Origin of the sequence: uncultured Eudoraea sp. (genome assembly GCF_947258925.1) — a bacterium.
Lineage (GTDB): Bacteria > Bacteroidota > Bacteroidia > Flavobacteriales > Flavobacteriaceae > Eudoraea.
This window is the reverse complement of record NZ_CAMYKG010000012.1, coordinates 20,927-43,861: the sequence shown is the minus strand read 5'-3', so window position 1 is coordinate 43,861 and position 22,935 is coordinate 20,927. Positions and strand designations below refer to the sequence as shown.

28 protein-coding genes are annotated in these 22,935 nt (G+C 38.0%); 27 read left to right on the top strand and 1 reads right to left on the bottom strand.

The window, feature by feature from the left end:
* Positions 1 to 45 precede the first annotated feature (45 nt).
* From Q0X77_RS05745 to Q0X77_RS05640, 22 genes are all read left to right on the top strand, one after another.
* A complete protein-coding gene (locus tag Q0X77_RS05745) occupies positions 46 to 411 on the top strand; it encodes a DUF2200 domain-containing protein (RefSeq protein ID WP_297794378.1) in 366 nt (121 codons plus the stop codon).
* Positions 412 to 471: 60 nt separating this feature from the next.
* Positions 472 to 774 (top strand): hypothetical protein, encoded by a 303-nt coding sequence (locus Q0X77_RS05740; RefSeq protein WP_297794375.1) that lies wholly within the window; start codon positions 472 to 474, stop codon positions 772 to 774.
* A 163-nt stretch (positions 775 to 937) separates the two neighbouring features.
* The gene (locus tag Q0X77_RS05735) at positions 938 to 1,480 is read left to right on the top strand and encodes a GyrI-like domain-containing protein (RefSeq protein ID WP_297794371.1); all 543 of its coding nucleotides are present in this window, start codon (positions 938 to 940) and stop codon (positions 1,478 to 1,480) included.
* A 20-nt stretch (positions 1,481 to 1,500) separates the two neighbouring features.
* Positions 1,501 to 1,869 (top strand): YrdB family protein, encoded by a 369-nt coding sequence (locus Q0X77_RS05730; protein ID WP_297794367.1) that lies wholly within the window; start codon positions 1,501 to 1,503, stop codon positions 1,867 to 1,869.
* A 185-nt stretch (positions 1,870 to 2,054) separates the two neighbouring features.
* Positions 2,055 to 3,521: a sugar porter family MFS transporter gene (locus Q0X77_RS05725; protein WP_297794363.1), complete on the top strand. Its 1,467-nt coding sequence runs from the start codon at positions 2,055 to 2,057 to the stop codon at positions 3,519 to 3,521.
* Positions 3,522 to 3,711: 190 nt separating this feature from the next.
* Entirely contained in the window at positions 3,712 to 4,140 is a 429-nt protein-coding gene (locus Q0X77_RS05720; RefSeq protein WP_297794360.1) for a DUF1801 domain-containing protein, read from the top strand.
* A 123-nt stretch (positions 4,141 to 4,263) separates the two neighbouring features.
* On the top strand, positions 4,264 to 4,767 hold the full coding sequence (locus tag Q0X77_RS05715) for a hypothetical protein (protein ID WP_297794358.1): 504 nt from the start codon (positions 4,264 to 4,266) through the stop codon (positions 4,765 to 4,767).
* Between the two features lie 59 nt (positions 4,768 to 4,826).
* Entirely contained in the window at positions 4,827 to 5,150 is a 324-nt protein-coding gene (locus tag Q0X77_RS05710) for a hypothetical protein (RefSeq protein ID WP_297794356.1), read from the top strand.
* Between the two features lie 78 nt (positions 5,151 to 5,228).
* Positions 5,229 to 5,537 (top strand): hypothetical protein, encoded by a 309-nt coding sequence (locus Q0X77_RS05705; RefSeq protein WP_297794353.1) that lies wholly within the window; start codon positions 5,229 to 5,231, stop codon positions 5,535 to 5,537.
* A 169-nt stretch (positions 5,538 to 5,706) separates the two neighbouring features.
* Complete coding sequence (locus Q0X77_RS05700) at positions 5,707 to 6,744, top strand: acetamidase/formamidase family protein (protein WP_297794350.1); 1,038 nt, start codon at positions 5,707 to 5,709, stop codon at positions 6,742 to 6,744.
* A 10-nt stretch (positions 6,745 to 6,754) separates the two neighbouring features.
* Positions 6,755 to 7,204 carry a GNAT family N-acetyltransferase gene (locus tag Q0X77_RS05695; protein ID WP_297794347.1) on the top strand — a complete coding sequence of 150 codons (450 nt, stop codon included), beginning with the start codon at positions 6,755 to 6,757 and terminating at the stop codon, positions 7,202 to 7,204.
* A gap of 161 nt (positions 7,205 to 7,365) precedes the next feature.
* Positions 7,366 to 7,707 (top strand): VOC family protein, encoded by a 342-nt coding sequence (locus Q0X77_RS05690; RefSeq protein WP_297794343.1) that lies wholly within the window; start codon positions 7,366 to 7,368, stop codon positions 7,705 to 7,707.
* Between the two features lie 48 nt (positions 7,708 to 7,755).
* On the top strand, positions 7,756 to 7,998 hold the full coding sequence (locus tag Q0X77_RS05685; protein ID WP_297794340.1) for a DUF1059 domain-containing protein: 243 nt from the start codon (positions 7,756 to 7,758) through the stop codon (positions 7,996 to 7,998).
* A gap of 148 nt (positions 7,999 to 8,146) precedes the next feature.
* Positions 8,147 to 9,028 carry a hypothetical protein gene (locus tag Q0X77_RS05680; RefSeq protein WP_297794338.1) on the top strand — a complete coding sequence of 294 codons (882 nt, stop codon included), beginning with the start codon at positions 8,147 to 8,149 and terminating at the stop codon, positions 9,026 to 9,028.
* Between the two features lie 141 nt (positions 9,029 to 9,169).
* Positions 9,170 to 9,919: a DUF6090 family protein gene (locus tag Q0X77_RS05675; protein WP_297794335.1), complete on the top strand. Its 750-nt coding sequence runs from the start codon at positions 9,170 to 9,172 to the stop codon at positions 9,917 to 9,919.
* A 77-nt stretch (positions 9,920 to 9,996) separates the two neighbouring features.
* Positions 9,997 to 10,374 (top strand): ester cyclase, encoded by a 378-nt coding sequence (locus tag Q0X77_RS05670; RefSeq protein WP_297794332.1) that lies wholly within the window; start codon positions 9,997 to 9,999, stop codon positions 10,372 to 10,374.
* A gap of 13 nt (positions 10,375 to 10,387) precedes the next feature.
* On the top strand, positions 10,388 to 11,968 hold the full coding sequence (locus tag Q0X77_RS05665; RefSeq protein ID WP_297794329.1) for an NAD(P)/FAD-dependent oxidoreductase: 1,581 nt from the start codon (positions 10,388 to 10,390) through the stop codon (positions 11,966 to 11,968).
* Between the two features lie 21 nt (positions 11,969 to 11,989).
* On the top strand, positions 11,990 to 12,262 hold the full coding sequence (locus Q0X77_RS05660; protein WP_297794325.1) for a cyclase family protein: 273 nt from the start codon (positions 11,990 to 11,992) through the stop codon (positions 12,260 to 12,262).
* Positions 12,235 to 12,681 (top strand): cyclase family protein, encoded by a 447-nt coding sequence (locus Q0X77_RS05655; protein WP_297794323.1) that lies wholly within the window; start codon positions 12,235 to 12,237, stop codon positions 12,679 to 12,681. Before Q0X77_RS05660 ends, Q0X77_RS05655 begins: the two co-directional genes overlap by 28 nt.
* A gap of 125 nt (positions 12,682 to 12,806) precedes the next feature.
* Complete coding sequence (locus tag Q0X77_RS05650; protein ID WP_297794320.1) at positions 12,807 to 13,292, top strand: DinB family protein; 486 nt, start codon at positions 12,807 to 12,809, stop codon at positions 13,290 to 13,292.
* Positions 13,282 to 13,794, top strand: coding sequence for a GNAT family N-acetyltransferase (locus Q0X77_RS05645; RefSeq protein ID WP_297794317.1), 513 nt, complete (start codon positions 13,282 to 13,284; stop codon positions 13,792 to 13,794). Before Q0X77_RS05650 ends, Q0X77_RS05645 begins: the two co-directional genes overlap by 11 nt.
* A gap of 150 nt (positions 13,795 to 13,944) precedes the next feature.
* Entirely contained in the window at positions 13,945 to 15,000 is a 1,056-nt protein-coding gene (locus Q0X77_RS05640; RefSeq protein WP_297794314.1) for a bestrophin family protein, read from the top strand.
* Positions 15,001 to 15,086: 86 nt separating this feature from the next.
* Here the strand turns inward: Q0X77_RS05640 and katG are convergent, their stop codons facing one another.
* The gene (gene katG, locus Q0X77_RS05635; protein WP_297794311.1) at positions 15,087 to 17,339 is read right to left on the bottom strand and encodes a catalase/peroxidase HPI; all 2,253 of its coding nucleotides are present in this window, start codon (positions 17,337 to 17,339) and stop codon (positions 15,087 to 15,089) included.
* Positions 17,340 to 17,649: 310 nt separating this feature from the next.
* Here katG and Q0X77_RS05630 point away from each other — a divergent pair, with 310 nt between their 5' ends.
* From Q0X77_RS05630 to Q0X77_RS05610, 5 genes are all read left to right on the top strand, one after another.
* Positions 17,650 to 18,192, top strand: a complete 543-nt coding sequence (locus Q0X77_RS05630; protein WP_297794308.1) for a DUF4287 domain-containing protein — start codon at positions 17,650 to 17,652, stop codon at positions 18,190 to 18,192.
* A gap of 157 nt (positions 18,193 to 18,349) precedes the next feature.
* Positions 18,350 to 20,761: a penicillin acylase family protein gene (locus Q0X77_RS05625; protein WP_297794305.1), complete on the top strand. Its 2,412-nt coding sequence runs from the start codon at positions 18,350 to 18,352 to the stop codon at positions 20,759 to 20,761.
* Positions 20,762 to 21,115, top strand: coding sequence for a hypothetical protein (locus tag Q0X77_RS05620; RefSeq protein WP_297794302.1), 354 nt, complete (start codon positions 20,762 to 20,764; stop codon positions 21,113 to 21,115).
* Between the two features lie 59 nt (positions 21,116 to 21,174).
* Positions 21,175 to 21,846 carry a lysoplasmalogenase gene (locus tag Q0X77_RS05615; RefSeq protein WP_297794299.1) on the top strand — a complete coding sequence of 224 codons (672 nt, stop codon included), beginning with the start codon at positions 21,175 to 21,177 and terminating at the stop codon, positions 21,844 to 21,846.
* 12 nt (positions 21,847 to 21,858) lie between these two features.
* Positions 21,859 to 22,827 carry an NAD(P)-dependent alcohol dehydrogenase gene (locus Q0X77_RS05610; protein WP_297794297.1) on the top strand — a complete coding sequence of 323 codons (969 nt, stop codon included), beginning with the start codon at positions 21,859 to 21,861 and terminating at the stop codon, positions 22,825 to 22,827.
* Positions 22,828 to 22,935 lie beyond the last annotated feature (108 nt).

Below are 22,935 nucleotides of genomic sequence, written 5' to 3'. Positions count from 1 at the left end.
AAATCGTAGTAATTATTTAGCTAATTGGCACCAATTTGATAAAAAATGAAAGTTACACCTGAACACAACGCCCGGATTGCAAAAATGAAATTTTCTTCAGTTTATCCACATTACATAACGAAAGTGGAGAAAAAAGGGAGAACAAAAGAAGAACTTCTCCAGGTGATAGAATGGTTAACCGGATTTGATGAAGGGAAATTACAAGACTTAATCAATCAGCAAGTGACGTTTGAAACCTTCTTTCAAATGGCTGAATTAAACCCAAACGCCCATCTGATAAAAGGTGTAATCTGCGGCTATCGAATTGAAGAGATTGATAATGCATTAACCAGACAAACCAGGTATTTAGACAAGTTGGTTGATGAACTGGCAAGAGGTCGAAAAATGGAAAAAATTTTAAGGTCAGAATAAAATAACTGCTGCTAAGCATGCCTATAACCCTCCAAAGGCGGACAAATCCATCATGCCCTGGTGAGAAAGCAACTCTCAATCAACAGGCAACTATTGGAAATGGGCCATTATTACAAAGAATATGTTACAGCCGGAATATATTCGTTCCTAAATATGCCGGATAGTGCGTATTACTATATGTCAGATCTGTCGGCGGCTTGGATAAGAGGGGGTACCGGGTATTTTATGCTCAAGGACCACCAATTCTATAACTATAGAGCTGATAAAAGGTTTAAGGAACTATCTGAAGTGGCAAAAGCCAAGATGCGGGAGATCCGGAAGCAGGTGCCAAGCGTTGATCCAAACGCGCCCGAAGTAAACTAACCTCTCTGCACCTGACAACACCTATAGCCAATCGCCGGCCGTGGCTTGGTTTAATTCCCTAACTTAGAGTTTATAAATTAAGCTTGGAATGGTTTGTGCATTGTCGTACCAGTACATAACCAACATATAAGCTGCAATCTCAAAAATCACTGCAAGGAAATATATGAATCCAAGAATTGAAGAATTAGAAGAAAAAATGTTAATTGGTCACAGCATAAAAATGACTTTATCCAATAATAAAACCGGACAACTATGGGGACAATTTGCGCCAAGAATTAAAGAAATTCAAAATAGAACATCAGAAGATAAAATATCTATGCAAATTTATCCACCTTCATATTTTAAAGAATTCAATCCAACTACTGAGTTCGAAAAGTGGGCAACGACGGAAGTTAATAATTTTGAATATATACCGAAGGGAATGAAATCGTTTAGTTTAAACTCCGGATTATATGCTGTTTTTGATTATAAAGGATCAAGTTCAGACAACTCAATCTTTCAATATATTTTCTTAGAATGGCTGCCTAGTTCAAATTATGAAGTTGATGACAGGCCCCATTTTGAAGTTTTGGGTTCGAACTATAAAAACAATGACCCAAATTCAGAGGAAGAAATTTGGATTCCGATAAGAAAAAAGATTTCACTAGTAAAGGAAGCCAATAATATCAAAGTTGAAAAGAAGTTCAACCAAAGTTCTCTTCAGTAATACGCAAGGTGATTTGAATTATGGGCTCACATCCAATAAATCTTATTGTTCGTTTTCTGCTTGAATTAGTTGCATTAACCGCATTTGGTATTTGGGGTTGGCGGCAAGCTGATGGCTGGGCAAGCTTACTGCTTGCCATGGGAATACCGATTCTTATGGCCGTCATTTGGGGGACTTTTGCTGTTCCTGATGATCCAAGCCGTTCTGGTGCTGCCCCAATTATGACCCCAGGTGCAATTAGGCTACTGTTAGAATTGGGATTTTTTGCTTTTGCTATTTGGTGCTTTAAGGATTTGGGATTAACCAGGATTAGTAGTATTTATGGAATATGCGTAGTTATACACTACATAGTATCTTATGACCGAATAAAATGGCTATTGAAGCATTAATTTGATCAATCGATGTACCGTCTTCAACAAGATTTCTAAGTGAAAATACCATCAGATTCTCTGAAAACCTCGGTAATAAAAAAATAATCCATTATATTCACAACTACAAACCAGACTGAGCTACGGCTCACAGAAAAATGAAACCCTCTTCGGGTATCATAATCTTTAATTAATATCTAACCAATATGAGTAATCAACACCAGGAATCCACACACATTGAGAGTTTTAATTTACCTAAGGTCGTCTTTTTGGCCTTTGTTGCCGCTATAGGTGGATTTTTATTTGGATTTGACAGCGGAGTGATAAATGGAACTGTAGATGCTTTACAGGTCGCATTTGACTCGGATGCGGCGGGCACTGGATTTAATGTTGCCTCGGTACTCCTGGGTTGTGTTGTGGGCGCCTTTTTCGCCGGTACAATGGCCGACAGGTTCGGAAGAAAACCAATGATGCTGACTGCAGCTATAATTTTTATTATCAGTGCATGGGGTTCCGGTATCTCTACAAGCTCATTGGAATTTGTTATTTATCGATTAATCGGTGGATTGGCGGTAGGAGCAGCCAGTATTTTGGCTCCCCTTTATATTAGTGAAATTGCCCCTTCCAGAATCAGGGGCCGCCTGGCTACATTACAACAACTTATGATTGTAATTGGGCTGTTTATGGCATTTATGAGTAATTATTGGCTCGTTGGGCTTTCAGGTGGTGCTGAAGAGGAACTTTGGTTAGGGTTTCAAACCTGGTCATGGATGTTTTGGGCGGAAATACTGCCTGCGGCTATATTTGTAGTTGTGCTGGTTTTCATCCCTGAATCACCAAGGTATTTAGTGGCTTCAAACCGAGCTGAAAAAGCGCTGAAAGTACTTTCCGGAATTAGCAATGTCGAAGAAGCGACTATTAAGGTGGCAGATATAAAATCTACGGTAAGATCGGATAGCCGCCCCAAACTCAGTGACCTTATCAGCAAATATACCGGCAAAATTCATCCATTAGTATGGGTTGGTACCGGAATTGCTGTACTGCAACAGTTTACGGGTATCAATGTAATTTTTTATTACGGCGCTACACTTTGGCAAGCTGCAGGATTTGCGGAGGCCGATGCCTTACTTACCAATGTCATCAGCGGAAGTGTTAATATATTTTTCACCATTGTGGCTATAGTTCTGATTGACAAGGTTGGAAGAAAACCCTTACTCCTGGTAGGTTCGATCGGGCAGGCGGTAATGCTGGGAGTCCTTGCCTATCTTTTCGGAACTGCGACCGTGGATAGTGCAAATAATCTTATTTTGGAAGGAAATAATGGTACCTATGCACTATTGGCGGCAAATGCTTACATTGCCTTTTTTGCGGCCTCATGGGGTCCCGTAATGTGGGTTATGCTAGGCGAAATGTTTCCAAATCAATATAGGGGAGCAGCACTGGCTGTTTGTGGAATAGCCCAATGGGGATCCAACTTTACTATTACCATGACCTTCCCTATTATGCTTAAAAATTTAGGACTCGGCGTTTCCTATGGTGTTTATGCACTCTTCGGTGTAGTAGCATATTTCTTTGTTAAGAAGTATGTTAAAGAAACCAAAGGCAGAAGTTTGGAGGATATGTCTCGTGAACAGGAAGAGGAGGAACGAAAACACGCTGCACAAGCGGGTTAGTGAAATAGACAACTCTTACTTACTAAAGATCTTTTGTTAACTGAAGAATTCCGGGAAGGGTTCCAATCGGACAGCTATGAATATGGGTAGTATGCAAAGCGTTTTTGATCTTGAAGTAATTTCTGTCAGTATTCCCGGTGATTCTTTTGATTTTATTTAGATTGTTCTTAGCACCTGGAGTGGAGTTTTAATGAATAATTTGCAGATACATACAAACCCGGAAGTTGAATTGGTTTTTACCAATTACCCAGATTTGGTTAGGAGTAAAATGTTAGCGCTCCGTGAGTTAGTTATTGAAACAGCCAGAGAAATTGAGGTGGTAACAGAACTGGAAGAAACACTCAGATGGGGCGAACCCAGTTATTTGACAAAAAACGGTAGTACATTAAGAATGGACTGGAAATCAAAAAAACCTGATCAATATGCCATGTACTTTAAATGCACAAGCCGGCTGGTTGAGACTTTTAAACTTATTTTCAAAGACAATTTTACCTTTGAGGGGAATAGGGCCATTATTTTCAGGATTGACGACAAAATTCCCAAAGACGATTTAAAACTTTGTATTACAGCCGCACTAACCTATCATAAGGTAAAACATTTGCCAACACTGGGAATTTAAATTTAATACGATATGGATTAAGCTCTAAAAAATTGATTTCCAGATGACTATATTTCCAGGGAATGGAATATATCTATAGAACTATCCAAGATCATCATTGAACTATAGATAAACAAAACAACTATGAATTTTATCAACTTCGCTTTTAATCTTAGGTATCGCTTTTGTGTGTGCTTCTTTCTTTTTGCGCTTACTACTACCCCTGCTCAAACGATACCACAGCAAAAGATGGAAAAATTAAGTTTTATGATAGGTGAATGGATCGGTACTTCCACCAGCTACGAAAATGATATTGTTGCAAGTCAAATACCTGCTTTTGAAAAAGTCAGTTATAAATTAGATCGAACTATCATCACAATTGATTTACATTCTGAGAAACTTCAGTTACACACCGTAATTTATTATGATATAAAGGATGAAGCGTATTATTACAATCCATACTACGAAAATGGCGCAGCAAAATATACCGCTGAAATTAAGGATGGTAAATTTATAGTATGGCCAAGTAAAAATAAAAGGTTTGTTTTCAATCTGACCCCGGAAGGGAATTTCCAGGAATATGGGGAAAAATTTGAAAACGGCAAGTGGGTTAAATATTTCGAGGACAATTTTATAAAAACACCATAAAACCCAGTACAATAGCATGTATAGAAAATAGCAAATGTAGTAGTCTATTATAATTGAATATGTGGGAGGAAGAACTAAAAATATACGATGAGTTAGTCAGCAAATGTCCGCGATTTGAACGAAAAGGCAAGACCATGCCCTATACATCTGCTAATGGTTATATGTTTTCGCTATTCAATAAGGCGTGTGAAATAGGAATAAGGTTTGCAAAGGAGGTGCAAAAAAAGTATATGAAAGAATATAATACAACCCTATATAAGTCCTATAATTCGGTAATGCATGGCTATATCCTGATAACGAAAAAAATGTTAGAGGATAAGGAAAATATGGTAAAGTTATTAAACGAGAGCTTTGATTATGTAATGAGTCTTGAGCCCAAGTAGTGGTTACAACTGCAGTGTAATGATTTTTATTTTACTCTCAAAGTAACGGAGATAACATGATTATAAAAATTAAGAAAAATGAATAGCATTGGTATATTCTCATTTGCTAAATTCCAGGCATTCTTATTTTCACTTATTGGTCTGTTGGCAGGTATTTTATATTCTTTTGGCGGACTTATTATTGATACATTAGTGAGTTTGAATTGGATCACCTCAGAAGAAACAGATGGACTTAGTTTTGGTACAATGCTGGCATTTATTGCATTAATTGGAATGCCATTGATTTTTGGTATCGTTGGATTTTTTGCAGGAATACTTGAAGCCTTTTTATATAATACGGTTGTTAAATGGTTCCCTATATTTAAAATGGATTTCGATCACAATTAGCAAATCCTATTACCCTCAAAATAATTCTATTTTTCAATAAAAACAGGTAGCGATGGAATACGCTAAGATCAATACGAGTGCTTAAACCATTTAGAAAACTTATCACAGTCAATTGAAGTTATTAAGCATTAAAATCGCCGTATATTTATGGTGAATAAATACCAGAACAATGAAAAAAATACTACTTTTTATAATTCTAATAATCACTTGCAATTGCAATGAGGCAAATAAAAAAACCCAATTACAATTAGATAATTCACTGGACACCTCATCGGAGGTAATTCCTGAACCCGATTTTACAATTACCAGGGATCAAAAAACCCATGACAAATTTAGCAGCGTAATTCCGCCTGTAATCACGGTAAGCAGCGGAAGCATCATTGAAGCATTTACAAGGGAAGCCACCGGTGGTCAGCTGAACATCAACTCTACCTTAGAAGATTTAAAAAAAGTGGATATGGACAAAGTTCACACCTTAACCGGACCTATCTATGTTGAAGAAGCGGAAGCAGGAGATGTATTAGCTGTGGAACTTCTCGATTTAGAACCCGGTGATTGGGGGTGGACTGCTATGGAACCCGGATTTGGATTTCTGGCAGGGGAGCACGAATCAGAATTATTTAAAACATATGAATTGGATAAAGAGAAAAACCGGGTAACCTTTTCGGAAGGCGTTAGCATTCCTTTGAAACCATTTGCCGGAGTTATGGGGGTTGCACCAGATACGACGGCGATGTTGTCTACCATTCCTCCCCGTGCCAATGGGGGAAATATGGATGATCCACATTTAGTAAAAGGCGTAACAGTGTATTTCCCTGTTTTCATTAAGGGTGCCCTATTTTCTATAGGAGATACACATGCGGTTCAAGGTCTTGGAGAAGTTGTTGGCACAGCAGTAGAATGCGATATGAGAGTGCGTTTCCGTTTAACCGTAATTAAGGGTAAAACCATTACAGAACCTGAATATGAAACTGAAGAATATTATGCAACTACAGGATTTGCCACCACAATTGATGAAGCCGCAAAAAAGGCCACAAGAAACATGGTGAAGCATATTTCTGAAACCTATCAGATGTCCTGGGATGAAGCCTATATGCTATGTTCATTAATAGGAGATTTAAAAATAGCGGAGGTAGTAGATGTGCCCAATATGCTAGTAACTATGCATATTCCTAAAAACGTATTTGAAAAGAATAAGGTCCATTAATATAGATCAAATGAAGATAATCTCGGTAAGAGAAAATCCAGACTACAAAGACATCGCTATTGCCTATTTTCAGTGCAACTGGAAAAGTGTCTTGCCGGTAATATATGAAGATTGTATTACGCATAGTATCGATGCTAAGAACTCATTACCGCAGTGGTATTTACTTGAAAAAGATGAAGAAATTATAGGCTGTGCGGGACTAATAACAAATGATTTTATTAGTCGCGGTGATTTGTATCCCTGGGTTTGCGCAATATTCATAGAAGAAAAACATAGGGGGCATGCCTATGGTTCATTATTGATAGAAAAAGCAAAGTTTGATGCTAAAAAAGCGGGATTTAACTTTTTATACTTATGTACCAGCCATATTGGGTATTATGAAAAATATGATTTCAAATATATAGGTCAGGGATACCATCCCTGGGGAGAGGAATCCAGGATTTATGAAATAGAGTTATAATAAAAAAGTAAGACAACAAGTATAGAATTCAACCTCCTGCTCAAATTCAAATTAAATTCCTAACTTTAATTAGCTGAGGTGTTGAGCCTGAAAATCAGACTCACGAGTCTTATTATATCAACTACATCAATTAAACAAGGTGCATTAACCTTAAAATCATAATGATTAATAACCACATAGACTATATAGAATTTAAGGCCAATAACCTTGAGGTCATAAAAGACTTCTATTCGAATCTTTTTGGCTGGAAGTTTACCGATTATGGTGCAACCTATTGTTCCTTTTCAGAAAGTGGTATCGCAGGAGGATTTGAGCTAACAGAAGGTGGAATCACCAATGGGGTTTTAATTGTATTATATCATGAAGACCTCGAGTTTTTAAAATCGAATATCCGGAAAAAGGGAGGGGAAATCGTAAAAGATATTTTCTCCTTTCCGGGAGGTAGAAGATTTCATTTCAGAGATCCCAGTGGAAACGAACTCGCTGTATGGTCAGACAAATAGTAATAGATCAAGGACCACAATAACAGTTATTATTAAATATTGTAAAATATGAAGACAATGACTTGCAAGCAATTAGGCGGGGCCTGTGACAAAGAATTTCATGCTGCTACTTTTGAAGAAATTTCTGAAATGAGTAAACAGCACGGTATGGAAATGTTTCAAAAAAATGACAAACATCATCTTGAAGCAATGAGCAAAATGAGAACCTTGATGCAATCTGCAGATTCTGATGCCATGAAAAATTGGATGATCAGAAAACAGGAAGAATTTGACGCCTTACCGGATAATTAGTGAACACCTTTCTATAGCCTATATAGAAATAAGTTGAAGGTCATTTACTTGCCTTATTGCCCTTTTTCCTGTTCTATCCCGGGTTTTCTCTGTAATGTAAAAATTTTAAACTGTACTTTTAGTTTTTAACCATTCCTCTATACTCAGAATGCCTCATATACTTAAAAACAACAAGCTCGAAATTCATATCGACCTGCCTTTTGAAAACTATAACTTTTCTCGTTTTGACTGGACCGGCAAAATAGCCAAAGTCAAGTTTCAAAATGTCCTTGTATCCGGTATTGAAAGAACTGACGCACTTAATGAACACCATTTTGGTAAAGGGTTTTATAATGAATTTGGTATAGATGCGCCATTGGGGTTTGAAGAAACCAACACAGGGGATTGGTTTCACAAAATAGGCGTTGGCTTGTTAAAGAAAGATGATTCACCTTACCTGTTTAGTAAAAATTATGAAATTAAACCTGCTGAGTTTAATACTATTCCTGAGTCTAATAGGATTTCAATTAGTTGCAAATCTGAAGCAATTAACGGCTTTTCATACGTGCTGAGAAAATTGATAAGCCTTCACGAAAGTAGTTTTTCAGTCAAGTACCATTTAGAAAATACTGGTGAAAAAGATATTGCTACCAATGAATACAGCCACAATTTTATCGCGATAAATAATGAATTAATAGGGGAAAAATATACATTAAAATTCCCGTTTACCTTAAAATCGGAATTATTTGAAGAAAGTGTTAATCCGGGGCAAAATGTGGTTATCAGGCAAAAGGAAATTACATTTAAACGTACACCTGAAGAACAATTCTTTTTTAGTAATCTAAGTGGCGGTGAAAGTGTTCGGGCAGCATGGGAACTTATGAATTTTGATAGTAAAATTGGAATCAGAGAAACTACTGATTTTCAAACAAACAAAGTAAATCTTTGGGGCTGGAAGCATGTTGTGAGTCCGGAATTATTCTTTCGTATATTTATAAAGCCCGGCCAATCAATAGAATGGACCAGAATTTATAATACCTATAAATGGTAACAGATTGAATTGGGTAAGAACAATAGGTATAATTAATCCTAAAACTGAAGTATATGATTCGGAGAAATTGATGTCCGGAAATCTATTTTTCCTTTTATGTGTAATCTTTAAACTAAACACCAAACCATTTATCAATAAATCATGAAAATATTTAGGAAGATTCGTCAGAATTTTTTGAATGAGGGTAAAACAACCAAATATTTCAAGTATGCAGTTGGTGAAATCCTATTAGTTGTAATAGGCATTCTTATTGCCTTGCAGGTGAATAACTGGAATGAAACCAGGATTGCCCAGAAAAAGGAAAAAAAGATATATAGTAAAATTCTACTCGATCTTGACATTGCGCATGATAATGTATCTTCTGATTTTGAAAGATTTCAAGAGCACCAGAAGATGCATGCACAGCTTTATAAGGAAAGTAGGGGGCTGGCGGAGTATGACCCAAACGTAAATTATCATTTACTACGATTGACCAGGCATTATATCCCGGTAATAACAGAAAATTACCTGAGTTCAATGCCTATGATCACAAATGAAACCGTTAGGGCAGCACTTAATGATTACATAAAAGAAGAAAAAATGACGCTAAAAGGCTATGAGGACTTTAACAATATAAAAATGGAAATGGTTCGGCCTTTTACTGAAAAGAATGGTTTAATGAGCGCGGATGTTGTTTTTCGCGAAGTGAATCCCAATTGGAAAAATGTACGCGACACCGTTATTAATTTGATCAGCTATGATAAACTTAAAGAGCTATACGGTAGTCAGGAGTTAGACCAAATGCTTTCATCTTTGTGGCTGAATACAGGCTATCCACTCTACAGGAGTGAAATTCAAATGGAACAGATAAAGAAACTTAAAACTTGCCTCGAAGAAGCAATTAATAAGTAAAAAGCCATTGCTAATTATGATTTCTGCTACGAATAGAATCATACCGGAACGTAGGAAACAATTTTAAAATTAAAGTAATGAGCCTGGAAGAAAACAAAAAAAATGCCATCGAATTCTACAAAACGGCCTATTATGGTAACCCCAAGAAAGCCGTACAAAATTATATTGGAACAGATTATATACAACATAATCCTGATGTTGCAGATGGCACTCAGGGATTTATTGACTATTTTGAAAGAATGCAAAAAGACTATCCCGAAAAATCAATAGAATTTGTAAGATGCATTGCTGAAGGTGACCTGGTGGCATTGCATACACATCAAATATGGCCGGGAAATGAGGAATATATAACTATGGACTTTTTTCGTTTTGATGAATACGGAAAAATCTGTGAACATTGGGACGCAATTCAGCAGATTCCTAAGGAATCGGCTAACCCTAATACGATGTACTAAGAAAACTAATCATATGATTCAATCCTATAAACGACAGCCACAATTAAAGGAAACCTATGACACCATTATAATAGGATCTGGAATGGGTGGTCTTTCAACTGCAGCAATCCTCTCAAAACAAGGCCATAAAGTTCTGGTCTTGGAAAGGCATTATACTGCAGGTGGTTTTACCCATGTATTTAAACGCAAGGGCTATGAATGGGATGTGGGTATCCATTACATTGGAGAAGTACAACGGGAGAACAGTATGATGCGTAAACTGTTTGATTATATTACTAACAGTGAATTGAAATGGGCCGATATGGGAGATGTTTATGACCGAATTGTCATTGGCGATAAGCACTATAACTTGGTGAAAGGGGTCAAAAACTTTAAGGAACAAATGATCTCTTATTTTCCGGAGGAAGAGCAGGCCATAAACACTTATGTAGATTTAGTCTTTAAGACTGTTAAAGCAAGTAAGAACTATTTCATCAGCAAGGCTGTTCCTCCCTTTCTGAACACTTTAATCGGCAGGTTCCTGAAAACACCATTTTATAAAATAGCGGATCAAACAACCGATGAAGTACTGCGTTCCCTGACAACGAATGAAACTTTAATCAAAGTGCTTTGCGGTCAATACGGGGACTATGGATTACCTCCTAAACAAAGTAGTTTCTACATGCACGCCACGGTCGTAAGGCATTATTTTGATGGAGGAAGTTTCCCCATTGGTGGTTCTTCGCAGATAGTAAAAAAAGTTACCCCAATAATAACGGCTTCGGGCGGAACAATACTAATCAACGCCGAAGTAGCCGAAGTACTAATTGAAAATAATGCGGCTAATGGGGTTAGGATGTTTGACGGAAAAATACTGAGGGCAAATAACGTCGTAAGCAATGCAGGTATAATGACAACTTATACCAAATTATTGCCTTCTGAATCAGTTAAAAAACATCGGCTCAAAGAACAATTACAAAAAGTAAATCGATCAGTGGCACATGTAAGCTTGTATGTTGGGTTGGAGGGCTCCCCCGAAGAACTTCAACTTCCTAAAACAAATTATTGGGTTTATCCCCCCGAAGGCGATCATGATACTTGTGTTGAAAGGTATTTAAAGGATTTGACAAAACCTTTCCCGGTAGTTTATATCTCATTCCCCTCCGCCAAAGATCCCGACTGGTCCAATCGGTACCCTGGGAAAAGCACAATTGATATCATTACATTGATCCCTTACGAAATATTTGAAAAATGGTCTGATACACCCTGGAAAAAAAGGGGAAAAGAATATGAGTCCATAAAAGAGGAGCTTGCTCAAAGGTTGTTGAATGAACTCTATAAACAACTTCCGCAGGTTGAAGGAAAAGTGAATTGTTATGAACTTTCCACCCCGCTTAGCACAGAGCATTTTGTTAATTATAAAAAGGGAGAGATTTATGGTTTGGATCACAGTCCATCCAGGTTTAGGCAACCTTTTTTAATCCCCAGGACACCAATCAGAAACTTTTATCTTACAGGTCAGGATATTGTAACGGCAGGAATAGGGGGTGCTTTGTTTTCGGGAGTTTTGACTGCCATGGCCATTACCGGTAAAAATGTTCTGAAAAAGCTTTAACCAATTTTAATTTAACCTTCCATGCAAGAAATAATTGATTTGAGTCAAGAAATATTTGTCGGAATGCATGTTTACAAAAGCCTTTCGCCGGTTAAAATTACGGTTCACAGCACTCATGAAGAATGGGAAGGCATCAAAGAATCCGAAGTTTCCACGCCCAGTGTCTTAAAAATTGAAATGGGGGAACATACGGGGACACATGTTGACGCTCTAAGTCATATGTCAAAAAAAACAAAGAAAATTCCAGAGATACTATGCCGTTATCCATGTTTTATACAGAAGGTGTGTGTCTAGACTTTTTAAAGAAAGGGCTTAAAGAACTCATTTCAACTACTGATATTAAAAAGGCTTGTGAAAAAGCCAATATTTTTATCAAAAAGGGAGATACCGTATTATTTTATACAGATCATTACCGGAAGCATTACGGCACAGACAACTGGGGGTCCGGAACCGGTATAACAGCAGAAGCAGCACAGTGGCTGGGCGCAAAAGAGATTTCTGCTTTCGGAGTTGAAACAATGTCGCCCGGTGTTCCGGAAATTTCAAATAAAGAAGTTCATTATATCTGTGGCGAACTTGGTTTTACACATTATGAAAACTTAAAGAATTTAAACTTACTGATAGGGAAGGGACGTTTCAGGTTTATTGGGTTTCCGTTAAAAATCAGAGGTGGCACAGGCTCACCAGTAAGGGCTGTCGCCATCTTTGAATGAAGAGTGGCTCCATTATTAAGATGCCAGTAATTGTTAGTTCATCAAGTTAAATTTTGTGAGAATATCTTATTTTTAAGGTATTCAATATTGAAATACTGTGGAAGATCTTTACATCCCGGAGACAAATGGAAAATTCTAGTCAATTAGCAACACGTTTTAGAGAAGTCCTTTTAAATGGTAAATGGATAGCCAATACAAATTATAAGGATCAATTATCAAAGCTGTCCTGGAAGCAAGCAACTACAAAAATAGGATCATTAAATACGATTGCCGCTCTTGCTTATCATATCAATTATTACCTCCGAGGTATTTTGAATGTTTTCACCGGTGGTCCCCTCGAAATTAGGGACAAATATAGTTTTGACCTCCCGCCAATAAGTTCAAAAGAGCAATGGGAATTCTTGGTTAAAGATTTATTACGCAATGCAGATTTGTTTGCAAATCACCTTGAACAAATGTCAGATGAGAAGTTAGAGGAAGTTTTTGTGGATGAAAAATATGGAACCTACAGAAGAAATATTGAAGGAACTATTGAACATGCTTACTATCATCTAGGCCAGATTTCATTACTAAAGAAGTTGGTCCTGGAAGCAGAAAAAGATGGAAATTAGACAAGCTAATAAAAATGATGCTGATGTTATTGCATTGCTCGGGAGAGTAACTTTTAACGAAACATTTGGTCATTTGTTTAGTAATAAGAATGACTTACGCGAATATTTTGATTCAACATTTTCGGTAAACAAAATTGAGCGTAGTTTGTCAAAACCCAACAATGTATATTGGATTGCTTTTGTAGAGAGATTACCGGTAGGTTACGCCAAGCTGAAACTAAACTCACCATCCCAATTTATAACCGGGAAAAACGTAAGCCAATTGCAAAAAATTTATGTTCTCAAGGATTTTTTATCCATGAAAATAGGATTTCATCTACAAGGCCTTCTTCTTAATAAAGCTAAAGAAAGTGGTAGTAATGAGATTTGGCTTTCTGTTCTTAAAAGCAATGAGCGTGCTGTAAATTTTTATCTTAAAAATGGATTTAAACAAATAGGAGATCACGATTTTCAAATAGGAAGTGAGAATTTTAATTTTATTGCTATGTCTAAACCCTTGTAATGAATAATCTTCATTTAATGAAGACTTAAAAATAAATGAATACGATACATATAAAAATTACATTTCGTCTCTGAACACAATATTCCCAACATTAATAAAGAATTTAGTAACCTTGTTGTCTCTATGATCAACTAATTTTAAAATTGAATTATGCACATTAAAAAAACCTATACGGCCTATGAAATGGCTTGGTGGACCCGTTTTGAAACACTTTCATTTTTAGTGATTATAATAGCCTGGGTGGCTGCTTATCATTTTTTGGATTTAGAGTGGTTAAAAATTCCCTGGACTCCCCTGGCATTAATTGGTACTGCTGTGGCGTTTGTAATAGGTTTTCAAAATAATGCAGCCTATGGCCGTATCTGGGAAGCCCGCAAAATTTGGGGTGGAATCGTAAATACTTCGCGAACGTTTGGGGTATTTGTCCAGGATATGGTAAACAACGATTATGCACCACTTCCTATGAAAGAGGCAGCTCTTCAAAATGAAATTAAAACATTAACCTACAGGCATATAGCCTGGATGAATGCCCTGCGCCACGCTATGCGTTCATATAAACCATGGGAAACCTCTTCTCTTCAAAAAACCAACAAAGAGTGGGATATCCAACCCCCTGAGCGAGATACCACTTTAGAAGAGGATATAAAATCCTATATTTCTGAAAGTGATTATAGCTATGTAATGAGCAAAAGCAACAAGCAAACTGCTTTGCTATATTTGCAATCTCACCATCTAAAACAACTCAAAGAAAAAGGGGTGATTTGGGAATTTTCTTTTTTGGAACTGGAAGGGGTTATTCAAGAATTTTTTACGCTGCAAGGGAAAAGTGAACGTATAAAAAACTTTCCGTATCCAAGACAGTTTGCCACACTGAATCACTTCTTCATGTGGCTATTTATCCTGTTATTACCCCTGGCCCTGGTACCTCAGTTTGCTGAAATAGGTCGGGAGTTTATGGATAAAAGTCCTCTAATAGGAAACCTATTTGTTTGGTTCTCGGTGCCTTTTTATGTTATCGTAGCCTGGATTTTCCATACCATGGAAAGAATAGGACGAACCGGTGAAAACCCTTTTGAAGGTACTGCCAATGATGTTCCCATTTCCACAATTTCGAGAGGCATTGAAATTGACCTTCGAGAAAATTTAGGAGAGTCCGAAGGGGAAATCCCGGAGCAATTCGCCATAAAACATCATACTCAATTCTAATAGGTTTATCCTTATGGCATAAAAAAGGTGGTCCTATTCCGGACCACCTTTAACTTCTGTATGTATTCTGTTAGTTAAAACCAGGACTACGTTAAATCGAAACGATCGAGGTTCATTACTTTGTCCCATGCAGCTACAAAATCACTTACGAACTTCTTTTGCGAGTCTGCACATCCATATACTTCAGCAAGCGCACGAAGTTCTGAGTTTGATCCAAAGATGAGATCCACACGAGTTCCAGTCCACTTCACTGCACCTGTTCCACGATCACGACCTTCAAAAACATCATCGGATTCCGATGTCGCCTTCCAGGTTGTACCCATATCGAGAAGATTAACAAAGAAATCATTCGTAAGGGATCCCGGAGTATTAGTGAAGACACCATTTTTTGAATGATCAAAATTAACATCTAATACACGTAATCCGCCAACGAGCACTGTCATCTCAGGAGCACTCAAGGTCATCAATTGGGCCTTGTCTACTAAAAGTTCCTCAGCGCTAACAGAGAATTTATCTTTCACATAATTACGGAATCCATCTGCAATCGGTTCGAGTACTTCAAAAGATTCTGTTTCAGTTTGTTCATCTGTGGCATCATTCCTGCCAGGTGTAAAAGGTACTGTTATTTCATGACCAGCATTTTTAGCGGCCAGTTCAACTGCTGCACATCCACCTAAAACAATTAAGTCGGCGAGAGATACTTTCTTAGTACCGGACTGGGAGTCATTAAACTCTTTTTGAATACGTCCAAGGGTATCCAGGACTTTCTCCAATTGTGCAGGATTATTCACTTTCCAATCTTTCTGAGGCGCTAAACGAATACGGGCACCATTGGCACCACCCCTAAAATCTGATCCCCTGAAAGTAGAAGCAGAAGCCCAGGCTGTAGCTACCAATTCAGAAATGGATAACCCTGAGGCCAAAATATTTGCCTTAAGGTTGACAATATCCCCATCATTGATTAGTTCAAAGTCTACAGAAGGAATCGGATCTTGCCAAATTAATTCTTCCTTAGGCACTTCAGGTCCCAAATAACGTTGTATTGGTCCCATATCGCGGTGCGTTAGCTTAAACCAGGCGCGTGCATAGGCATCAGCAAATTCATCAGGATTTTCATAAAAATGCCTGGAGATCTTCTCGTAAGCCGGATCCATGCGCAATGATAGATCCGTTGTTAGCATAAACGGAGCATGCTTCTTTTTCGGATCATGTGCATCTGGTATTGTGCCGGCCCCGGCATTATCTTTCGGTTTCCATTGATGGGCTCCTGCCGGGCTTTTTGTTAACTCCCACTCGTAACCAAACAAGTTTTCAAAATACTTATTACTCCATTTTGTGGGGGTGTCTGTCCAGGCACCTTCTAAACCGCTGGTAATAGTATCAGATCCTTTTCCGGTACCAAAATTATTCTTCCATCCTAAACCTTGCATTTCAATGCCCGCGCCGGCCGGTTCTGCTTCAAGGTATTCCGCATCACTGGCTGCACCATGTGTCTTACCAAAGGTATGTCCTCCTGCAATAAGGGCTACGGTCTCATAATCGTTCATGGCCATACGACCAAAAGTTTCACGGATGTCATGTGCAGCAGCCACCGGATCAGGATTAGCATTTGGTCCTTCCGGATTAACATATATCAATCCCATGTGAGCTGCACCAAGGGGATTTTCCAACTCTCCATCCTCATTGTATCTTTTTTTATTTCCTAACCATTCCGCCTCTGAACCCCAGTAAATATCTTCTTCAGGCTGCCATATGTCTTCACGACCCCCGGCAAAACCAAACATTTTTAATCCCATGGATTCATGAGCACAATTACCTGCCAGGATCAATAAATCTGCCCAGGAAAGCTTCTTCCCATATTTTTGTTTAATGGGCCAAAGAAGTAGTCGCGCCTTATCCAGATTGGCATTGTCTGGCCAACTGTTCAGGGGAGCAAAACGCTGAGCTCCTGTGCCACCACCCCCGCGACCATCAGCAATACGATAAGTGCCTGCGGCATGCCATGTCATTCGTATAAAGAATGGACCGTAGTGGCCATAGTCTGCAGGCCACCATTCCTGGCTATCTGTCATTAAAGCATAGAGGTCTTTCTTAACCGCTTCCAAATCAAGTGATTTGAATTCTTCCGCATAATTAAAATCATCATCCATAGGGTCAGCTAAGGAGGAATGTTGACGAAGGATGTTCAAATTCAACTGGTTAGGCCACCAGTCACGGTTTGTAGTTCCACCACCTGCAGCTTGGTGCAATTCCCCATTTAAAAAGGGGCATTTGCCTGCATCATTATTGCCTTGGTAGGTGGCGTTAGACGATGTTGTTTGACTCTTGTTAGTATCCATATTATGATCGATTTTTAATTTCTTTTTTAGGCTAATAAAAATACGCATTTGTTTGCTGTTAAAAGCCGGATTTTAATAGAAAATAACTATGACCAATGCGAATCCCTTATAAGTCAAAAATGTCTTAAGATTGATTAACTTAAAAAGTACATCACAGGAAATTCAAACTTTTGAACCGTCTATTCCATAACGGTTCATATGATTTGAAACTAAGAAGCAAATTCACTAATTTAGAAGACCATTGATAATGGTACTTCTGAATATGTAATATATGCCGGGAAGGCCATTAACAAAGAAAAAAACACCAACTATGGATAAAGCACTGCAGACAATGATTGAAAATATGCCCGACAAAACCGGGAAATCATTAAATGAATGGAAATCGCTACTTAAACAAAAGTCGTTCACCAAACATTCTGAGGCTGTTAACTTCCTAAAGAAAGAACACCAGGTAACCCATGGTTTTGCCAACACCATTGTAACACTTTCAAAAGAAGAAAATACCATGCCCGCCGATCTGGTACATAATCAATATAAAGGGAAAGAAAATTTAATCCCTATCTATAATAAACTCCTGGCCCTGGTTGAAAGCCTTGGAAAAGATGTAACTATAACTCCAAAAAAGACAAGTGTTAGTGTTATCAGAAAAAGGCAATTTGCGCTCATTAAACCTTCCACTAAAACCAGAATCGATTTGGGATTAAAAATAAAAGACAAGCCAACAACTGACCGTCTTAAAAATTCAGGTCCCTTCGGAACTATGTGCACACATAGGGTGCAATTAACGGAAGTGGCCCAAGTTGATAATGAACTTAAAGGGTGGTTGCAAGAGGCCTATTTGAAAGGGGAATAATATCCGCAGCCAGATTCCGATATTTCTGGTTTGAGATTTTATTGGAATGTTTTAATAAAAAATTGAGTTCACAATTGAGGATGAAATTTTTAGTTTTTAATGGAGCTTAGCATTCATATTTATTTAGTATTTTAATCATCCTAAATTATTCCTGTTAATGAAGTACTTAAAGTTTATACTTTCCCTTCTTCTTACAGCATCCGTTTTTTACGGCCTCGACAAAAAGTTTGGCTCAGCTCCACCAATTGGAAAATTTCTAAATCCATATAACGGTATCTGGCAAAATGAAACAGATGAAAACATTTCTGGCACAATTTCCATCAGTGGTCTTAAGGACCAGGTTACCGTACATTACGACGAACAGTTAATTCCCCACATCTTTGCATTGAATGACAATGATTTATACAATGCCCAAGGTTATATTACTGCCAAACACCGACTTTGGCAAATGGAATTTCAAACCTACGCAGCAGCAGGGCGTTTATCGGAAATTATTGGAGAAGCTGCTTTAAATTTTGATCGGCAACAACGCAGACGAGGGATGGGATTTGGTGCAGAACAAGCCCTGAAAAAGATTAAAGAAGACGCTGAAACTATGGCCTTACTTAAAGCTTATGCCGAAGGCGTAAATAGCTACATTAGCCAATTGCAGCCCAAAGACCTTCCCGTTGAGTACAAACTACTGGATTATGAACCGGAACCCTGGACAGTCAAAAAAACAGCTTTGCTTTTAATGTACATGACCAAAGATTTGTCCGGAGGGGATTCTGATTTGGAATACACCAATGCACTGCGAATGTTGGGTAAAGAGCGTTTCGACCTACTGTATCCTGATTTTTATGAGGACATAGACCCGATCATACCGAAAGGAACCGATTGGAGTTTCATTGATGTTCCAATTACGGAAATTCCGCCTGGCGAGCTCCCCCTCGACTCTATCCCAAAAAACCTGGACAAACCAAATCCTGATAACGGAAGCAATAACTGGGCTATTTCTGCTCAGAAATCGTATTCAGGAAATCCTATTTTGGCAAATGACCCGCATTTGGGCCTAAACCTCCCGTCTATCTGGTTTGTTATGCAATTGAGTACTCCTAACCATAATACTTTTGGCGCTACATTACCCGGAGCCCTGGGAATAATTTCAGGGTTTAACAATTACATTTCATGGGGCGAAACCAACGCAACCAGAGATGTATTGGATTGGTATAAAATTGAATTTAAAGATGAAACCGGCAATGAATATAAATATGGTGATACATGGAAAACCGTCAGCTATAGGATTGAAGAAATTAGAATTAAGGGGAAACCGGCTTATGTAGATTCAGTACGATACACGCATCATGGACCGGTAACTTTCGATAAAAATTTCATGGGCAACAATAAACTATCCGGCTACGCCATGAAATGGTCGGGCCATATAGGTGGTAATAACCAGAGAACATTTTTAGAACTCAACAAAGGGAAAAATTATGATGATTATGTAAATGCCCTTAAACATTATACAGCGCCTGCCCAAAACTTCGTATTTGCTTCCGCGCAAGGTGATATTGCCATTTGGATTCAGGGAAAGTTCCCTAATAAATGGAAAGGTCAGGGAAAATTTCTAATGGATGGCAGCAATCCAAAGCACGACTGGCAAAGTTTTATTCCTCAACCCTATAATGCGCATATCAAAAATCCGGAACGGGGCTTTGTAAGTTCTGCTAATCAACATCCGGTAGATGAATCCTACCCCTTCTATGTGTTTAACGACGGTTATGAAACCTACCGAAACCGGGTTATCAATAACTTTTTTAATTCCAGGGATACTTTTAATATCCAGGATTTTAAGGATTTACACAACAATAATTACAACCTTAAGGCCGCGGAACTCCTGCCCTATATTTTTGAAAGTATAGCTACAGCGGGGCTAACAGAAGAAGAGCTTAGCATCTTTAATCAAATTAAAAAATGGGAATTTAACAACAATATAGACGAGCTGGGGCCAAGTATTTGGAGTAGTTGGTGGAAGCATTTAAATGATCTGGTTTGGGATGAATTCGATATTGAAAATATTGCATTGGATAGACCTTTTACCTATCAAACCATTCACTTGCTTAAAACTGAAGGCGACAATGAATTTATGGACATAGTTGATACACCTGAAATTGAAACTGCTGAAGATCTATTTTTAATCAGCTTCAAAAAAGCAGCCAAATCCTTAATAAAATGGAAAACTGAAAATGGAGATTACAACTGGAATGCTTACAAAAGCACCTACGTTGGTCATTTACTACAGGGATTACCCGCTTTTTCAAGATTTAATTTACCTATTGGAGGGGGCGGAAATATTGTTAACGCTACCAAAAAAAATCATGGTCCTTCCTGGCGAATGATTGTTGAGATGAGCTCACCACCAACTGCACTTGGGATTTATCCCGGAGGCCAGTCCGGTAACCCCGGGAGCAAATATTACGATAATTTTATCGACGATTGGGCAGCAGGTAACTATCATAGTCTAAACTTTATGCAGTCTGCCATTAAAACGGAAGCTGTAATGGCTACTCAAACTTTAATCCCGAACTAAATGAAATTGAAAATCCTGAATTTTCTAGCCACAATTGTTGTTGCCTTTATCTTTTCTTTTTTTCTGCCCTGGTGGTCAGTGATGCTGGCTGCATTTATAACCGCAATACTATTTTCTTTAAGAAATGCAGCCGTTTTCTTGGTTCCTTTTTTAGCTGTCACTGCATTTTGGATGGCATATTCATTCTTACTGGCTAGCGGCAACGACTATATTTTAGCCAAAAAAATAGCGGTGCTATTTCCTTTTGGCGGCAGTACATTTCTTTTAATATTAATAACTGGTATTATTGGTGGTTTAGCCGCCGGTGTAGCAGGTATTTTTGGAAAACAATGCTTGCTGATTCTTAATAAATGATTATCACAAAAGAATAAACTTAAAAATATCGATGAGTTAATTTTGTACAAATACTTAAAATGAAAGCTAATTGGTTTGAAAAAAACTGGGTATATTTTCTGTTACTTTTTTCCGTAATATCGGCCGTCATAGCTTTGCACACTTCAGAATTTCTGTATAAATCGGGATCGGCCGGGATTGGGATTCTTATCATCTTAATGCTCAATTTCAGAAAGTCAAAACAACCCAATGATACCTGGCTAATTATGGGTGCTTTTTTGTTTTCAATTGCCGGAGACTGGTTTATGTCTAATAAACAGGGTGATAGCATGATGTTTAGCAAAGGTATTGCATTGTTCTTTCTTGCCCACTTGGGATATCTGGGGTTTGCCCTTCTAAATGGAAAAATAAAATGGAGGTTCACGCTGTCAATTCTAATAGCCTATTTATTGTTTTTCTTTCTTTTATTAGTTCCTTCCATTGACGACCAAATTTTGCGATATGCCGCACTTGTTTATCTACTGATTTCATGCCTTACCTTTGGCACATCTGTCGGAATTAAAGGAGATACAGTATTTAAATGGGCTTTTATATTTGGGATTTTTCTAATTGTATTTTCGGATACAATTATTGCCCTTGCAGAATTCTTAAAATACAGTAAACTAGATTTCATGATTTTACCAACTTATTATCTTGCGCATATTAGTATCACATATGCTTTAATTAGAAGATCGAATTCAGAAGCAACTTAATTTGGCAATCCTATGAAAGCATTCGTATTTACAAAATATGGTTCCCCGGAGGTACTTCGGCTTAAGAAGATCGCTAAGCCAACACCAAAAGCGAATGAAGTTTTGGTGAGAATACGCGCCACTGCAATTAATGACTACGACTGGAGTATGATTAGAGGGAAACCTTATATGTATCGTTTACTCTTCGGCCTTTTAAAACCCAAACATCAAATTCCCGGGATGGAATTGGCGGGCACTATTGAAGCTGTCGGTGCAAATGTAAAATCTTTTGAGCCTGGGGATGCAGTTTATGGTGATATCTCTGAATATGGCTTCGGTAGCTTTGCAGAATACGTCTGCATTGATGAAAAAGCCCTGGTTCATAAACCTCCTGAAATGAGCTTTGAAGAAGCCGCGGCCATATCACATGCGGCAATGTTGGCGGTGCAAGGACTGGTTGATATTGGTAAAATAGAAAAAGGTATGAGGGTCCTGATTAATGGCGCGGGAGGCGGCATGGGCACTTTTGGTTTACAAATCGCAAAGTTATACAATGCGGAAGTAACCGGGGTAGATACCGGCAACAAATTAAAGATGATGAAGAAGCTTGGTTTTGATCATATTGTAGATTATAAGAAAGAGGACTTCACAAAAAAGAAAGAGCAGTATGACCTCATCCTGGATGCCAAGACCACCCGGCCAACTTACAGATATCTGAAGGTATTAAAACCAAATGGAAATTATGTTAGCGTTGGCGGGTATCTGAACCAAATTTTTCTACTTATAATTCTAAAACCCCTGATTTCTCTTATTAGTACCAAGAGTGTACATATGGTTGCCTTAAAACCCAATAAAGATTTGGATTATATAAACCAACTTTTCGCTGAAGGTAAAATTAAACCGATCATAGATGGACCTTATAAGCTAAGTGAAGTTCCTGATGTAATGCACTATTTTGGTGAAGGGAAACATGAAGGGAAAATCATAGTAAGTATCGCTTAGAAACTAATACATAGTGATTTAGGGATTCCCAATTTAACTTTTTGCTGTTATGTAGAATTGAGCCGGAAGGTTGAAAAGGGGTATTTCCCTTTTAATGTAACGTTTCGA

Excerpts from the sequence above, each read along its gene's own strand:
- Q0X77_RS05745 (WP_297794378.1), top strand. The coding sequence starts at position 46 with ATGAAAGTTACACCTGAACACAACGCCCGGATTGCAAAAATGAAATTT.
- Q0X77_RS05735 (WP_297794371.1), top strand. The coding sequence starts at position 938 with ATGAATCCAAGAATTGAAGAATTAGAAGAAAAAATGTTAATTGGTCAC.
- Q0X77_RS05730 (WP_297794367.1), top strand. The coding sequence starts at position 1,501 with ATGGGCTCACATCCAATAAATCTTATTGTTCGTTTTCTGCTTGAATTA.
- Q0X77_RS05725 (WP_297794363.1), top strand. The coding sequence starts at position 2,055 with ATGAGTAATCAACACCAGGAATCCACACACATTGAGAGTTTTAATTTA.
- Q0X77_RS05720 (WP_297794360.1), top strand. The coding sequence starts at position 3,712 with ATGAATAATTTGCAGATACATACAAACCCGGAAGTTGAATTGGTTTTT.
- Q0X77_RS05715 (WP_297794358.1), top strand. The coding sequence starts at position 4,264 with ATGAATTTTATCAACTTCGCTTTTAATCTTAGGTATCGCTTTTGTGTG.
- Q0X77_RS05710 (WP_297794356.1), top strand. The coding sequence starts at position 4,827 with ATGTGGGAGGAAGAACTAAAAATATACGATGAGTTAGTCAGCAAATGT.
- Q0X77_RS05705 (WP_297794353.1), top strand. The coding sequence starts at position 5,229 with ATGAATAGCATTGGTATATTCTCATTTGCTAAATTCCAGGCATTCTTA.
- Q0X77_RS05700 (WP_297794350.1), top strand. The coding sequence starts at position 5,707 with ATGAAAAAAATACTACTTTTTATAATTCTAATAATCACTTGCAATTGC.
- Q0X77_RS05695 (WP_297794347.1), top strand. The coding sequence starts at position 6,755 with ATGAAGATAATCTCGGTAAGAGAAAATCCAGACTACAAAGACATCGCT.
- Q0X77_RS05690 (WP_297794343.1), top strand. The coding sequence starts at position 7,366 with ATGATTAATAACCACATAGACTATATAGAATTTAAGGCCAATAACCTT.
- Q0X77_RS05685 (WP_297794340.1), top strand. The coding sequence starts at position 7,756 with ATGAAGACAATGACTTGCAAGCAATTAGGCGGGGCCTGTGACAAAGAA.
- Q0X77_RS05680 (WP_297794338.1), top strand. The coding sequence starts at position 8,147 with ATGCCTCATATACTTAAAAACAACAAGCTCGAAATTCATATCGACCTG.
- Q0X77_RS05675 (WP_297794335.1), top strand. The coding sequence starts at position 9,170 with ATGAAAATATTTAGGAAGATTCGTCAGAATTTTTTGAATGAGGGTAAA.
- Q0X77_RS05670 (WP_297794332.1), top strand. The coding sequence starts at position 9,997 with ATGAGCCTGGAAGAAAACAAAAAAAATGCCATCGAATTCTACAAAACG.
- Q0X77_RS05665 (WP_297794329.1), top strand. The coding sequence starts at position 10,388 with ATGATTCAATCCTATAAACGACAGCCACAATTAAAGGAAACCTATGAC.
- Q0X77_RS05660 (WP_297794325.1), top strand. The coding sequence starts at position 11,990 with ATGCAAGAAATAATTGATTTGAGTCAAGAAATATTTGTCGGAATGCAT.
- Q0X77_RS05655 (WP_297794323.1), top strand. The coding sequence starts at position 12,235 with ATGTTTTATACAGAAGGTGTGTGTCTAGACTTTTTAAAGAAAGGGCTT.
- Q0X77_RS05650 (WP_297794320.1), top strand. The coding sequence starts at position 12,807 with ATGGAAAATTCTAGTCAATTAGCAACACGTTTTAGAGAAGTCCTTTTA.
- Q0X77_RS05645 (WP_297794317.1), top strand. The coding sequence starts at position 13,282 with ATGGAAATTAGACAAGCTAATAAAAATGATGCTGATGTTATTGCATTG.
- Q0X77_RS05640 (WP_297794314.1), top strand. The coding sequence starts at position 13,945 with ATGCACATTAAAAAAACCTATACGGCCTATGAAATGGCTTGGTGGACC.
- katG (WP_297794311.1), bottom strand. The coding sequence starts at position 17,339 with ATGGATACTAACAAGAGTCAAACAACATCGTCTAACGCCACCTACCAA.
- Q0X77_RS05630 (WP_297794308.1), top strand. The coding sequence starts at position 17,650 with ATGGATAAAGCACTGCAGACAATGATTGAAAATATGCCCGACAAAACC.
- Q0X77_RS05625 (WP_297794305.1), top strand. The coding sequence starts at position 18,350 with ATGAAGTACTTAAAGTTTATACTTTCCCTTCTTCTTACAGCATCCGTT.
- Q0X77_RS05620 (WP_297794302.1), top strand. The coding sequence starts at position 20,762 with ATGAAATTGAAAATCCTGAATTTTCTAGCCACAATTGTTGTTGCCTTT.
- Q0X77_RS05615 (WP_297794299.1), top strand. The coding sequence starts at position 21,175 with ATGAAAGCTAATTGGTTTGAAAAAAACTGGGTATATTTTCTGTTACTT.
- Q0X77_RS05610 (WP_297794297.1), top strand. The coding sequence starts at position 21,859 with ATGAAAGCATTCGTATTTACAAAATATGGTTCCCCGGAGGTACTTCGG.